This window comes from Burkholderia sp. Ac-20392, from assembly GCF_017104585.1.
In the GTDB taxonomy this organism is placed as follows: Bacteria; Pseudomonadota; Gammaproteobacteria; order Burkholderiales; family Burkholderiaceae; genus Burkholderia; species Burkholderia lata.
On sequence record NZ_JAAGPB010000220.1, the window covers coordinates 1 to 13,499 of the forward strand.

Consider the following 13,499-nt stretch of genomic DNA (forward strand, 5'->3'; position numbering starts at 1 on the left):
TGGTGATGTCCGATCGCGCGTGAAGTTGGTACGATCGCCCGTATCGTTCACGCCGGCGCCGCAAGCCGCCGGCCATCGGTCGCGCGGCCGCCCGGCAGCGCGGCCCCGTCCGGGAGAAGGCGCTCATGCTGCAGGCGTTCGCGGTCTTGCTGACCTTCCAGTGTCTCGGGGAAGGCGTGTCCTACCTGTTCGGCCTGCCGGTGCCGGGCCCCGTGATCGGCATGCTGCTGCTGTTCGGCTTCGTGATGCTGCGCCCGCAGGTGGCCGACGCGATCGAGCCGACCGCGCTCGAACTGCTGCGCCACCTGTCGCTGCTGTTCGTGCCGGCCGGCGTCGGGATCATGGTGTCGGCCGACCGCGTGCGCGGCGATGCGGTCGCGGTCGTCGTCGCGCTGGCCGTCAGCACCACGCTCGCGATCGCCGTGACCGCGCTCGTCACGCGTGCGCTGCTGCGCCGCCAGCGGCGTACGGGCGGTGCGGCGGAGGGCACGCCATGACGGCCTTCCCGAAACTCGGCGCGATCTGGGTCTATCTCGCCGCCACCCCGTTGCTGGGCCTGACCATCACGCTGATCGCGTATCTGCTCGCGCAGGCCGTCTATGCACGGGCGCGCTTCAACCCGCTCGCGAACCCGGTGCTGATCGCGGTCGCGCTGATCGTCGTGCTGCTGACGATCACCCATACGCCGTATCCGACGTACTTCGAAGGCGCGCAGTTCGTCCACTTCCTGCTCGGCCCCGCGACCGTCGCGCTCGCGCTGCCGCTGTATCGCCAGTGGTCGAAGCTGCGCCGTGCGGCCGTGCCGCTGCTGGTCGGCCTGCTCGCGGGCTCGCTGACCGCGATCGTGTCGGCGGTCGGCATCGCGGCGCTGTTCGGCGCGTCGCACCAGACGATCGCGTCGCTTGCACCAAAATCGGCGACGACGCCGATCGCGATGGCCGTCGCGGCCGAGATCGGCGGGATTCCGTCGCTGACCGCCGTGCTGGTGATCTCGACCGGAATCTTCGGGGCCGTGTGCGCACGCGGGATCCTCAACGTGCTGCGGGTCGACGAACCAGCCGTGCGCGGGTTCGCGCTCGGCGTCGCGTCGCACGGGATCGGCACTGCGCGCGCGTTCCAGGTCAGCGAGGAGGCCGGCGCGTTCGCCGGGCTCGGGATGGGGCTGAACGGCGTGCTGACGGCCTTCGTCGTGCCGATCCTGCTGCCGGTGCTGTCGCGCTGGGTCTGAGCGCCGGCCGGGCCGGCCGAGGCCGGGTTATCGGTTTCCCTGATGGCGCCGGCGCGGCGCCGAAACGACGGCGCGCGCGGTATGCATGTATCGTGGCCGTTATCGGGAGAATTCAGGAACGCACACGGACAACTGAATACTGATCGGCTAACGTTGCATCGGCGCCGTTGCCGCAAGCGGTCGTGTGCGTGCTGGTGTCCGACCCACAACCAACAATCGACAAGGAGATCCGGCCATGAAGCAGTCTCGCGTGGTATCGGTGGCAGTAGCAGTAACGGCGTCGTTCGGTCTGCTGTTGACCGCCGCGCCGGCGGCATACGCGCAGGATCCGGCGTCCGCGCCGACGCAGAAGCAGGTCGACAAGGCGCAGAAGAAGGCGGCCCGCAAGGCCGCCCGGGCGCGGCACGCGTCGGACCTGAAGGCGATCGGCACGGGCAGCGGCTACCGGTTGACCAACGACCAGAGCAACTATCCGCAGAACGCCACGCAGAAGGCGCCCGCGACGAAGGCGGCGCCGGCCGCCCCGGCATCGGGCCAGTAACGGTCGAACCCGGGATACAGCACAAACGGCGCCGGGTCGACCGGCGCCGTTTGTGCGTGTACGGGGCTGCCCGAACCGCCGGGCCGCTGCGTTACGACGCGAGCTTGCTCGCGATTTCCGCGACGTGCTTGCCCTGGTAGCGCGCGATGTCGAGCTCGTTCGCGCTCGGCTGGCGGCTGCCGTCCGCGCTGGCGAGCGTGGTCGCGCCGTACGGCGTGCCGCCGGTGATTTCGTTCATGTTGACGAGGCCGCTGCACGCATACGGCACGCCCACGATCACCATCCCGTGGTGCAGCAGCGTCGTGTGGAACGACGTGATCGTCGTTTCCTGGCCGCCATGCTGCGTGCCGGTCGATGCGAACACGCTGCCGATCTTGCCGACGAGCGCGCCCTTCATCCACAGGCCGCCGGTCTGGTCGAGGAAGGTGCGCATCTGGCCGGCCATGTTGCCGAAGCGGGTCGGCGTGCCGAAGATGATCGCATCGTAGTCGGCGAGTTCGTCCACCGTCGCGACCGGGGCGGCCTGGTCGACCTTCACGCCGATCGCGCGGGCCTGGTCGACGGGAATCGTTTCCGGCACGCGCTTGAGCGTGACCTCGACGCCCGCCACCGATTTCGCGCCTTCCGCGATGTGCTGCGCCATCGTTTCGACGTGCCCGTAGGACGAGTAGTAAAGAACGAGTACCTTGGCCATGTTGCGAATCTCCGATTAAAAGGGCCCCGCGTTCAGCGGGGCCCGGTTTCCCGAACGGGCTTTATGCCCACTCGGCCGTTACTTCGACCGGACGCAGGTCGAACACCAGCACTTCGGCATCCTTCCCGTCGGCGAACGTCAGCGCCTGTTCGTCGCGGATGCGCACGCCGTCGCCTTCGCCGAGCGTCACGCCGTTGACCGTCACGCTGCCGCGTGCCACGTGCACGTAAGCAAAGCGGCTCGGGTCGAGTTCCAGCGTCGCGCGCTCATCGCCGTCGAACAGGCCCGCGTAGATCCGCGTGTCCTGCCGGATCTTCAGCGAACCGGCGTCGCCGGTCGGCGAGACGACGAGCGCGAGCTTGCCGCGCTTGTCGTCGGCCGTGACATTGGTCTGCTGATAACGCGGCTCGGCGCCCTTTTCGGACGGCCCGACCCAGATCTGCAGGAAGTGGACCGGCAGTTCCGGCGAGTGGTTGAACTCGCTGTGGCGCACGCCCGTGCCGGCGCTCATCAGCTGCACGTCGCCCGGCACGATCACCGAACCGGTGCCCATCGAGTCCTTGTGTTCCAGCGCGCCGTCGAGCACGTACGACAGGATTTCCATGTCGCGGTGCGGGTGCGTGCCGAAGCCGCGGCCCGGGGCGACGCGGTCGTCGTTGATCACCAGCAGGTCGGAGAAGCCGACTTGCTTCGGATCGTAGTAATTCGCGAACGAAAACGAATGACGGGAGCTGAGCCAGCCATGCTCCGCACGGCCACGTTGGTTTGCTGCACGGATTTCGATCATGATTTTTGTTCCTCAAGACGCCGGACCTCGGAAGTGGGCCCGGCCGTTCGTTGAGATGAATCTTAGGTCAATCGATTTGACAAATAAATGGCTGTAGAGATAATGACTGTCGCTATGGAGTGGACAATATGGAACTCAACGATCTCAGGATCTTTGTCGCGACGGTCGATGCGGGCAGCTTCACGGCGGCGGCCGACCAGCTGATGCTGTCCAAGCAGTTCGTCAGCCGGCGCACGATGGCGCTGGAGGCGTCGCTCGGCGTGCGGCTGTTGCACCGGAACACGCGCAACCTCGCGGTGACCGAATCGGGGCAGGAGTTCTATGCGCGCGCGCAGCGGATCCTCGCGGAGATCGCCGACGCCGAGCAGGCGATGTCGGTGCGCAGCACCGAGCTGCACGGGTCGCTGAAAATCAGCGCGCCGCTGTCGTTCGGGATCACGCACGTGTCGCCGCTGATCGCCGAATTCCTGTCCGCGCACCCGGCCGTGCGGCTGAACCTCGACCTGACCGACCGGCGCGTCGACCTGATCGGCGAGGGCTTCGACCTCGTGCTGCGGATCGGCTCGCTCGAGGATTCGACGCTGATCGCGCGAGCGCTCGGCGCGTGGCGGATGGTCGCGTGCGCGAGCCCCGCCTACCTGAAGCGGCAAGGCACGCCGCAGACGCCGGCCGATCTCGCCGGCCATACGTGCGTGCTGTACGGCCGCGAGCGGCGCATCGGCTGGGAATTCCGTGTGGACGGCGCGGCGCGCACGTTCGACGTGCAGGGGCCGCTCGTCGCGAACAACGGCGAAGTGGTGCGCGACGCGGCGATCGCGGGGCTCGGCATCGCGCTGCTGCCGGATTTCATCGTCGGCGGGGCGCTCGACAGCGGCGCGCTGGTGCCGGTGCTCGACGCGTATGCGCCGTCGCCGATCACGCTCAATGCGGTGTTTCCGCAGCATCGGGAAGGGTTCGTCACGCTGCGCACGTTCATCGGGTTTCTCGCGGAACGGCTCGGCAAGGCTGCGCCGGCGGGGAAGCGCGGGGCGGGCCGGGCGCGGTAACGCGCGGGGTTGCGGGGAATGAGGGTGTTATTCTCCGCAGAATTTGCGGAGAATATTGAGTCATGCGGTGAATCGGTGGGATAATCTCCGCATCATGAGCGGAGATTACACCTATATCTGGGAGTCGGCCGACTGGCCCGCGTGGCGCTTCGACCTCCCGGCACTGGCGACGCCACTCGCCGACGTCAGCCGTGCGCAAGGCATGCTGGCCGGGCGGCTGACGGATGTCGGCCTGGCGTTGCGCGACGAGGCGAGCCTGGCCGCGCTGACGGAAGACGTCGTCAAGACCAGCGCGATCGAGGGCGAAAGCCTGAACGTCGCATCGGTCCGGTCGTCGATCGCGCGTCGGCTCGGTGTCGATATCGGCGCGCTGGCGCCGGTCGATCGTCACGTCGAGGGCGTGGTCGACATGGTGCTGGATGCGACGACCCATGCGGCGGCGCCGGTCACGGACGCCCGTCTGTTCGGGTGGCATGCGGCGCTGTTTCCCACCGGCTACTCGGGGATGGCGCGGATCACGGTCGGCGGCTGGCGTACGGATGCCACCGGGCCGATGCAGGTCGTGTCCGGGCCGATCGGCCGGCAGCGCGTGCATTTCGAGGCGCCGCCGGCCGCGCGCCTCGCCGGCGAGATCGCGCGCTTTCTCGCGTGGCTCAATGCCGCACCGGTCGAGCCCTTGCTGATCCGCGCCGGCCTGGCGCACCTGTGGTTCGTCACGCTCCATCCGTTCGACGACGGCAACGGCCGGATTGCGCGCGCGCTCGGCGATCTGGTCCTCGCGCGCGCCGACCGCAGTCCGCAGCGCTTCTATAGCCTGTCGGCGCAAATCCAGCGCGAGCGCAACGCGTATTACGACGTGCTGGAGCGGACGCAGCGCGGTTCGCTCGACGTCACGGAATGGCTCGCGTGGTTCCTGACCGCGCTCGGCCGGGCCATCGATCACGCGCACACGACGCTCGACGCGGTGCTGGTCAAGGCGCGCTTCTGGCAGCGCTGTGCGGGCTTCGCGATGAACGAGCGCCAGGTGAAGGTGATGAATCGCCTGCTCGACGGCTTCGAGGGGAAGCTGACTTCCACCAAGTGGGCGGCGCTGGCGAAGTGCTCGCAAGACACCGCGCTGCGGGACATCACCGAACTCGTCGAGCACGGCGTGCTGCGTCGGTCGTCGTCCGGCGGCCGGAGCACGAGTTACGAACTGGCGCCGGTCGACGGCTGACGCCGGCTCGAGGCATGACCGGGAAGCGTCGAGCGCGACGGGGCGGGGGCGCGTTGCCGCGTCGATCGTTGCCGCGTTGACCGGGGCGCACCGGACAGCACCGCGCAGCACCGGGCCGCGTCGGGCAGTGGACCACTGGCCCAAGCGATTGCCCGCGTCTGGCACTATCCCGCGCCTTTTTGTCTTCGAATACTGGATTCGACGGCGGATGTCGTGCAGGCGACATCCACAGCCACACGTTCGACCCTTCCGTACGAACCCGCTTTCGAGGAGACACGCATGCTCAGGTATCTGATCGGCATCGGTATTCCGTATCTCGGCGTGATCGGCGTGCTGCCCTGGGTGGCCGCGCAGGACCGCTATGTGCTGGGCGTGCCGTTCATCTTCATGTGGATCTTCGCGTGGTTCGTGCTGACGTCCGGCTGCCTGTTCGCGTGCTGGATGCTGTTCGACCGCCGCGCGAGCGGCGCCGCCTAGCGCGCATCCGCTCCTTGCGGACCGCCGGCCGCCCGCGCCGTCCGGCGAACCCTACGCTTTCCGTTCCTACGCTGAGGTGCGCATGTCAACGGTCGTCTTCGCCGCGCTGATCGCGCTGTCGCTCTATCTCGCCATCCGTTCCGGCCGTGGCCGCGGCAAGCAGAGCGTGCATGACTTCTTCGTCGCGTCGCGCCAGTTCGGCACGGCGCTCGTGTTCTTCCTGACCGCCGGCGAGATCTACAGCATCGGCACGATGGTCGGCTTCCCCGGCGGCATCTACGCGAAAGGGCCGACCTATGGCGTCTGGTTCCTCGGTTACATCCTGCTCGCCTACCCGATCGGGTATTTCGTCGGCCCGAAGATCTGGGAAGCCGGCAAGCGCCACAACGCGATCACGCTGCCCGACCTGTTCAAGGGTCACTACCGCAGCCGCGGGCTCGAGCTGGTCGTTGCGTGCGCATCGATCCTGTTCCTGATCCCATGGGGGCAGTTGCAGTTCACCGGGCTCGTCGCGGCGCTCAAGGGGCTCGGCTGGCATGTCGAGCCGCTGTACCTGATCCTCGTGTGCGCGGCGCTCGCGTTCACCTATATCGCGATCTCCGGCGTGCGCGCGTCGGCGTACATCGCGATCCTGAAGGACATCCTGATGCTGCTCGCGATCGTCGTGACGGGCGTGGCCGTCGCGTGGCAGGTGGGCGGCGTGCATCCGGTGTTCGACGCCGCGAGCCGGCAGGTCAGCAACACGATGAGCGGGTCGCAGCTGCGCTTCTCGATGAGCACGATGCTGTTCCAGTCGCTCGGCTTTTACCTGATGCCGTTCGCCGCGCAGAATTTCTTCACCGCGCGCGGGCCGAACGCGATCCGGCGCACGCAGGTCGTGATGCCGCTGTACATGCTGATGTATCCGTTCCTCGTGATCGCGTCGTACTACGCGATCACCGCGAACCTGACGCTCGCGTCGCCGAACGACGCGTTCTTCGCCGCCGTCACGCACCTGCTGCCCGGCTGGCTGATCGGCCTCGTCGCGGCCGGCGCAGCGCTGTCGGGGCTGCTCGTGCTGGCCGGCATCTGCCTCGCGATCGGGCCGATCGTCACGCGCAACCTGATGCCGAACCTGCCCGAGTCGCGCCAGAAGCGTGCGGCGAAATACGTGATCGTCGGCTACCTGCTGTTGTCGATCGCGACCACGCTGCTCACGCCGAACCTGATGCTCACGCTGATCAACACCACGTACTACGGCGTCACGCAGTTCCTGCCAGGCGTGCTGATCCTGCTGGCGGGGCGCCAGGTGCGGCCCGTCGCGGTGGGCGCCGGGATGATCTGCGGCCAGGTGCTCGCGATGATCTTCTACGTGTTCCATGTCGACTTCGGCGGCATCAACCTCGGCCTCGTGTGCCTCGTCGTCAACGTGCTGGTCGTCGCGGCCGTGCATGTGATGCTGCACGGCCGCCCCGTGAAGCAATACGCCGTATCCTGAGCCATCGGCGTTCCGCCGCAAGGAGAACCGCATCCCATGCCAGCATCCGCAACCCCGGCCGTGCCCGTGACGGTGTTCACGGCGCGCCGCATCCTGACGATGAACCCGGCGCAGCCGTCGGCCACGCACGTCGCCGTGCGCGACGGCCGCATCCTTGCGGTCGGCGACGCCGCCGACGCGGCCACGTGGCACGCGCGGTTCGGTGCCTGCACGACCGACGACACGTTGCGCGACAAGGTGCTGATGCCGGGGCTCGTCGAAGGGCATTGCCACCTGATGGAAGGCGCGATGTGGGACGCCGTGTACGTCGGCTACTACGACCGCCGCGGCCCCGACGGCACGCTGTGGCCGGGGCTGCGCTCGCTCGACGCGGTGCTCGAACGGCTCGCCGAAGCCGAGCGCGCGATGACCGACGACGGGCCGCTGCTCGCATGGGGCTTCGATCCGATCTTCTTTGGCACCGCGCGACTGACGACGCGCGAGCTCGACCGCGTGTCCGCGCAGCGGCCGATCGCGATCCTGCATGCGAGCGTGCACCTGATGAACGTGAACGGCGCGATGCTTGCGCGCGCGGGCATCAACGAAGACACCGACATCGACGGCGTGACGCGCGATGCCGACGGCCGCCCGACTGGCGAGTTGCAGGAGTTCGCGGCGATGCTGCCGGTGTATCAGACGATCGGCGGCAAGCTCGCGATTTCCGCGAGCGAGAAGCCGCACGCGGTCTGGAATTTCGGGCGCGTCGCGCAGCTCGCGGGCGTGACGACGGCCACCGATCTCGTCAACGACCTGTCGGCCGACGGCAACCGCACGCTGCACGACGTCACCGCCGATCCCGATTACCCGGTGCGGATCGTGCCGGCGTTCGCGCCGCAGCGCAATCCGGCGCGCTCGGCCGACAGCGTGCTCGCGGAGATCGAGCGCAATACCGACAAGCTGCATTTCGGGCCCGTGAAGTTCATCGTCGACGGCTCGATCCAGGGCTTCACCGCACGCGTGCGCTGGCCCGGTTACGCGGGCGGGCAGCCGAACGGGCTGTGGCTGATTCCGCCCGCGCAACTCGTCGACGTGTTCGAGCCGTTTCATCGCGCGGGGCTGCAACTGCACGTGCATACCAACGGCGACGAAGCGACCGACGTCGTACTCGACGCGATGACGACGCTGCTCGCGCGCCATCCGCGCCCCGATCATCGCCACACGCTGCAGCATTGCCAGATGGCGGACGCCGCGCAGTTGAAGCGCGTTCGCGCGCTCGGGATGTGCGTGAACTTCTTCGCGAATCATCTGTACTACTGGGGCGACGCGCATTACAGCCAGACCATCGGCCCCGATCGCGCGAGCCGGATGGATGCGGCCGGTTCGGCGCAGCGGCTCGGCATTCCGTTCGCGCTGCATTCGGATGCGCCGATCACGCCGCTGAACCCGTTGTTCACCGCATGGTGCGCGGTGCAGCGCGAGACGGCGTCCGGGCGCGTGCTCGGCGAAGGCGAGCGGATTTCCGTCGACGACGCGCTGCATGCGATCACGCTCGGCGCGGCCTATACGCTGCGGATGGATCATCTCGTCGGCAGCATCGAGATCGGCAAGTTCGCGGATTTCGCGGTGCTCGACGACGACCCGTCGGTCTGCGCGCCCGCACGTTTGAAGGAACTCGCCGTGTGGGGCACCGTGCTCGGCGGGCGCGTGTTCCGGTCGCCGCGATGAGTACGCAGGCCGACAGCGTGACGCCCGCTGCTTCCACGCCCGCACCGATCGACCTCGCGGTGATCGGCGGCTATCTCGGCGCGGGCAAGACGACGGTCGTCAACGCGATCCTGCAGGCGCCGCATGGCCGGCGCATCGCGGTGCTTGTCAACGATTTCGGCGCGGTGAACATCGATGCGCGGCTCGTGCGGGCGCGCGGCGACGACGTGATCGAGCTCGACAACGGCTGCATCTGCTGCACGATCGGCGGCGCGCTCGTCGATGCGCTGACACGCGTCGCGACGCGCGACGTGCGGCCCGAACTGCTGCTCGTCGAAGCGAGCGGCGTGGCCGATCCCGCGAAGATCGCGCAGATCGGGTTGCTGAACGGCGCATTCCGGCTGACGTCGGTGCTCGTCGTCGCCGATGCGCTCGCGTGGCGCGATACGCTCGCCGATCCCCTCGTCGGCGCGATGGCGCAACGCCAGCTCGACGGCGCGGGCGCGATCGTCGTGACCAAGCTCGACCGCATTGCGCCGGCACAGCGCGATGCGGTGCTCGACGACGTGCGCGCGTGTGCGCCGACCGATATCGTCGTCGCCGCGCACCATGGCGAGATTCCGCTCGCGTTGCTGTTCGATGCGGCCGTACCCGATCGCGGCGCGATGCCGGCGGGTTTTGCGCGTTCGCACCGGGCGATCGGACACGACGCGATGCCGGCGTTCGCGAGCGTCACCGTCGCCGCGCCGGACGTGCTCGACAAGGCGCGGCTGCGTGCGTGGCTGAAGGCGTTGCCGCGCACGATCCTGCGCGCGAAGGGCATCGTGCGCGTGGCCGATGCGCAGGGCGCGGTCGCGACGCGCGTTTGTCAGGTCGCCGCGCGGCGCATCCGGTTCTCGTCGATGGAGGACGAAGGGCTGGCCGCGCACGAAGGAGGCGGCGTGATGGTGTTCATCGGGTTCATCGATGCCGCCGTGGAGGCCGCATTGCGCGACGGCATCGTGCAATGCAGCGTGGCGGCCTCGACGGTTGCGCTGACATCGACGATCGATTGATCGGCGTCGCGCATTCGGGTTAGGCTTCGGCGAGCAACGGCATGCGCCACATGCCGTGCCGGGCGTTTTTACCTCGAATGCCGCGTGCAGGTAGCTTCTACAGGCGCGCGATCCTGCGACGGGCCAAGCCGATGACCATCCAGAACCGATCGAATGTGCGCGGGCAGACCGCGCGTCCCGCCAGCGATGCATCGCGCAAGCAACTGCGATCCATCGCGGCTGCTGCACTGTTCACGCTGTTGCCGGTCGCCGCGCATGCCGCCGGCTTCGACTGCGCGAAAGCCGCATCGCCAACCGAGAAGGCAATCTGCGCGGACGCCACGCTGTCGAAGCTCGACGGCGACCTCGCCGCGGCGTGGAAGCAGGCGCTCGCGAAAGGCGGCGATACGGCCGCGCTGAAAGCCGCGCAGTTGAAGTGGCTCAAGCAGCGCGACCGGTGCGGCGGCGATGGACAGTGCCTCGGCGACCGCTACCGCGAACGGCTCGCGAGCCTGAACGGCAAGCCGCTGGCTGTCGATCGCTGGCAACAAACGTGGTACATGACGAGCGACAACCCGTCGTTCGGCGGCGTGCTGACGTTCACCGGCACGGCGCCGCGCCTGCATTTCGAACTCGGCGGCAACAACGGTGCGAATACGGGCGGGCTCGACGGCGACATCGTGCTGCACGGCGACAGCGGCACCTACCGCAAGGACAAATGCCGGCTCGATTTCGAACGGAAGGGCGGGCGCATCGGCGTCACGCAACACGGCGCGGATTTCGATTGCGGTGCGGGCGCGGGCGTTTCCTACGGCGGCCAGTACGTGACCGCGTCGCAGTTCCAGGCGAAGCCGGCCGCCGACCTGCTGAGCCTGAAAGTCGTTGACGACGCGACGCAGAACGCGACCGCGCACAAGCTGCTCGGCGCCGATTACCAGACGCTCGTCGACAACGTCAATTACAGCGCCGACGAGAAGGATCTCGACGGGCTGAACGCGCACGTGAATTCGTACTGGGTGCGCGGCATCGCGACGACGAATGCCGCGATCGTGATGCGCCGCGGTCACGATCTGTGGATCGGGCTGCTCGTGTTCGACGCGAAGAACAACGTGCGGATGCGCTATTACACGAACGTACCGGCGTGGAACAAGCGCGTGCCGAAGACCATCCAGGCTTGGCACGACAATCTCGACAAGACGCTGCCGGTCGACGTGATGCAGTGACGGGCGGGCCGGGCAGCCGAAGCCGCCCGGCGCATCGTCATTTCTTTCGCGCTGCGCGCACCTGCGCCGGCGCCGCAGCCGATTCCCGCGTGCGCAACTCCGGCAGCACCGCATGCCCAGGCCCCGTCGCGCCGTTTTCGAGCGCATCGAGCAAGGCCTGCGCGGCCTGGCGCCCGATCGCGTCGGTGTCGACCCACATCGTCGTCAGCGGCGGCTGGATCTCGCGCGCGAGCGCGATGTCGTCGAACCCGGTGATCGACAATTGCGCGGGCACGTCGAGACCGAGCGCCTGCGCCTCGAGCAACGCGCCCAGCGCGAGCGCGTCGTTGCCGCAGATCACGGCCGTCGGCCGAGTGGCCGCGTCGCTGTCGACGATCGCGCGCAGGCTGGCCCGCCCGAATGCGATCGTGGCCACGCCTTCGTGCTGATGGACGGGGCGTACCGCGAGCCCGCGCGCGGCCAGCGTGTCGTGAATGCCGCGCAGGCGGGCCTGCACGCGGTCGTTGTCGGCCGACGGCTGCATGATGATCGCGAAATCGCGGTGGCCGAGATCGAGCAGGTGGGTGGTGAGCCGCGCGAACGCCGCGCGGTTGTCGAAGCCGATGCAGCAGTGCGGGCTGTCGTCGCGATACGCATACGTGACGACGTACGGCACGCGGTGCAGCGCAAGCAGTTCGAACAGTTCCGGCGGATACGCTTCGCCGACGAGCGACACGGCTTCCACGCCGCGCGACAGCATCGCGCGCACCTGGGCCAGCGCCTGCGCGGGATCGTAGTTCGAGCAGCCGAGGAACAGCGTGATGCCGTGCTCGGCCATGACCGTCTGCATGCCCGCGACCTGCGACGCGAACACCTGGTCGTCGAGCGTCGGAATGATCGCGCCGGTGATGTGGGTGCGCGTGGACGCGAGCGCACGGCCCGCCGCATTCGGGATCCAGTTCAGCGTGCGCGCCGCGTCGCGCACACGCTGCTGCACGTCGGCCGATACCTTGCCGGGATCGTTGTACACGCGCGAGACGGTCGCGGTCGATACGCCGGCCAGCTTCGCGACATCGCCGAGCACCGAGCGGCCGCTGCCGCGGCGTGCGCGGGGCGCACCGGTGCGGGACGGGGGCGAGCTCATCGGCTGTCTCCAGGCGTAGCGGCGATGGCGGCGCTACGAGTTGTCAAATGCGTCAATGTTTACCCTCGATTCGTGGTGGCGCCGCTTGCATTCCCGGTCGACCCTGTGAGAATGTAAGCGCTATCTTGACGTGCTTCCGTATTATGTCAGACCCATATTCTATCCATATCATGAAATTTTCATCGACGACGGCCATTCCGGCCATTTTGTCCGCCTCAAATGTAAGCGGTTACATTCGGAAATGAGCGACGCCTATCCACCTCGTATCGCTGTCGTCGGCAGCGTGAACATCGATCTCGTCACGCGCGCGCCGCGCCTGCCGGTGCCGGGCGAGACGCTGCTCGGCACGGACTTCCAGACCGTTCATGGCGGCAAGGGCGCGAACCAGGCGGTCGCGGCCGCGCGCCTGGGCGCGTCGGTCGCGATGATCGGCTGCGTCGGCGACGACGCGTTCGGTGCGCGCCTGCACGACGCGCTGTCGGCAGAGGGGATCGACGTGACGTACCTGGAGCGGATCGGCGGCACGGCGACCGGGGTGGCCACGATCACGGTCGACGAGGGCGGCGCGAACAGCATCGTCGTCGTGCCCGGCGCGAACGCGCGTCTCGATGCCGACCGGATCGACGCGGCGCGCGACGCGATCGCGGGCACCGCGATGCTCGTGTGCCAGCTCGAAGTGCCGGTGGCGACCGTGGCGCGGGCCATTGCCTGTGCCTCCGCGCACCACACGCCGGTGCTGCTCAATCCCGCACCTGCGCAACTGCTGTTCGACGCACTGCTCGCACGGGTCGACTACCTCGTCGTCAACGAAACCGAAGCCGAGTCGCTGACCGGCATCGCCGTCGGCGACGATGCGTCCGCCGTGCGTGCGGCCGATGCGCTGTGCGCGAAGGGCGTCGGCAACGTGCTGGTCACGCTTGGCGCGCGCGGCGTGTGCTGGCGCGGCGGTGCGGGCAACGGTCGCCTGCGG

The 13,499-nt window shown here is 68.3% G+C and carries 14 protein-coding genes; 11 read left to right on the plus strand and 3 right to left on the minus strand.

All coding sequences use genetic code 11. From position 1 onward, the window contains the following. Window positions 1-125 precede the first annotated feature (125 nt). The 3 genes from G3N99_RS22510 to G3N99_RS22520 all read left to right on the plus strand — a co-directional run bounded on the left by G3N99_RS22510 (window position 126) and on the right by G3N99_RS22520 (window position 1,769). Complete coding sequence (locus G3N99_RS22510) at window positions 126-497, plus strand: CidA/LrgA family protein (protein ID WP_206123512.1); 372 nt, start codon at window positions 126-128, stop codon at window positions 495-497. Beyond that, complete coding sequence (locus G3N99_RS22515; RefSeq protein ID WP_174939088.1) at window positions 494-1,228, plus strand: LrgB family protein; 735 nt, start codon at window positions 494-496, stop codon at window positions 1,226-1,228. Before G3N99_RS22510 ends, G3N99_RS22515 begins: the two co-directional genes overlap by 4 nt. 235 nt (window positions 1,229-1,463) lie before the next feature. Further along, the gene (locus tag G3N99_RS22520) at window positions 1,464-1,769 is read left to right on the plus strand and encodes a hypothetical protein (RefSeq protein WP_174928991.1); all 306 of its coding nucleotides are present in this window, start codon (window positions 1,464-1,466) and stop codon (window positions 1,767-1,769) included. Between the two features lie 91 nt (window positions 1,770-1,860). Here G3N99_RS22520 and wrbA read toward each other — a convergent pair whose 3' ends face one another. Then, on the minus strand, window positions 1,861-2,463 hold the full coding sequence (gene wrbA / locus G3N99_RS22525) for an NAD(P)H:quinone oxidoreductase (RefSeq protein WP_174939090.1): 603 nt from the start codon (window positions 2,461-2,463) through the stop codon (window positions 1,861-1,863). A 61-nt stretch (window positions 2,464-2,524) separates the two neighbouring features. Next, the gene (locus G3N99_RS22530) at window positions 2,525-3,250 is read right to left on the minus strand and encodes a pirin family protein (protein ID WP_174939092.1); all 726 of its coding nucleotides are present in this window, start codon (window positions 3,248-3,250) and stop codon (window positions 2,525-2,527) included. Between the two features lie 128 nt (window positions 3,251-3,378). Between G3N99_RS22530 and G3N99_RS22535 the strand changes: the two genes are divergently transcribed. The 7 genes from G3N99_RS22535 to G3N99_RS22565 all read left to right on the plus strand — a co-directional run bounded on the left by G3N99_RS22535 (window position 3,379) and on the right by G3N99_RS22565 (window position 11,406). After that, on the plus strand, window positions 3,379-4,296 hold the full coding sequence (locus G3N99_RS22535) for a LysR family transcriptional regulator (protein WP_206123513.1): 918 nt from the start codon (window positions 3,379-3,381) through the stop codon (window positions 4,294-4,296). A 94-nt stretch (window positions 4,297-4,390) separates the two neighbouring features. Next, complete coding sequence (locus G3N99_RS22540) at window positions 4,391-5,512, plus strand: Fic family protein (protein WP_206123514.1); 1,122 nt, start codon at window positions 4,391-4,393, stop codon at window positions 5,510-5,512. A gap of 279 nt (window positions 5,513-5,791) precedes the next feature. Next, on the plus strand, window positions 5,792-5,989 hold the full coding sequence (locus G3N99_RS22545) for a DUF3311 domain-containing protein (RefSeq protein ID WP_011350315.1): 198 nt from the start codon (window positions 5,792-5,794) through the stop codon (window positions 5,987-5,989). Between the two features lie 82 nt (window positions 5,990-6,071). Continuing rightward, window positions 6,072-7,466 carry a sodium:solute symporter family protein gene (locus G3N99_RS22550; RefSeq protein WP_043184007.1) on the plus strand — a complete coding sequence of 465 codons (1,395 nt, stop codon included), beginning with the start codon at window positions 6,072-6,074 and terminating at the stop codon, window positions 7,464-7,466. A 36-nt stretch (window positions 7,467-7,502) separates the two neighbouring features. Beyond that, window positions 7,503-9,170 carry an amidohydrolase gene (locus G3N99_RS22555; RefSeq protein WP_206123515.1) on the plus strand — a complete coding sequence of 556 codons (1,668 nt, stop codon included), beginning with the start codon at window positions 7,503-7,505 and terminating at the stop codon, window positions 9,168-9,170. Then, a complete protein-coding gene (locus tag G3N99_RS22560) occupies window positions 9,167-10,204 on the plus strand; it encodes a GTP-binding protein (protein ID WP_174939101.1) in 1,038 nt (345 codons plus the stop codon). The genes G3N99_RS22555 and G3N99_RS22560 overlap by 4 nt, the downstream gene beginning before the upstream one ends. Before the next feature lie 131 nt (window positions 10,205-10,335). After that, window positions 10,336-11,406 (plus strand): lysozyme inhibitor LprI family protein, encoded by a 1,071-nt coding sequence (locus tag G3N99_RS22565; protein WP_241011795.1) that lies wholly within the window; start codon window positions 10,336-10,338, stop codon window positions 11,404-11,406. A gap of 37 nt (window positions 11,407-11,443) precedes the next feature. Here G3N99_RS22565 and G3N99_RS22570 read toward each other — a convergent pair whose 3' ends face one another. Next, window positions 11,444-12,529 (minus strand): LacI family DNA-binding transcriptional regulator, encoded by a 1,086-nt coding sequence (locus G3N99_RS22570; protein WP_206123516.1) that lies wholly within the window; start codon window positions 12,527-12,529, stop codon window positions 11,444-11,446. A 241-nt stretch (window positions 12,530-12,770) separates the two neighbouring features. Here G3N99_RS22570 and G3N99_RS22575 point away from each other — a divergent pair. Then, the coding region (locus G3N99_RS22575; RefSeq protein ID WP_206123517.1) for a ribokinase at window positions 12,771-13,499 on the plus strand (729 nt) is incomplete at its 3' end.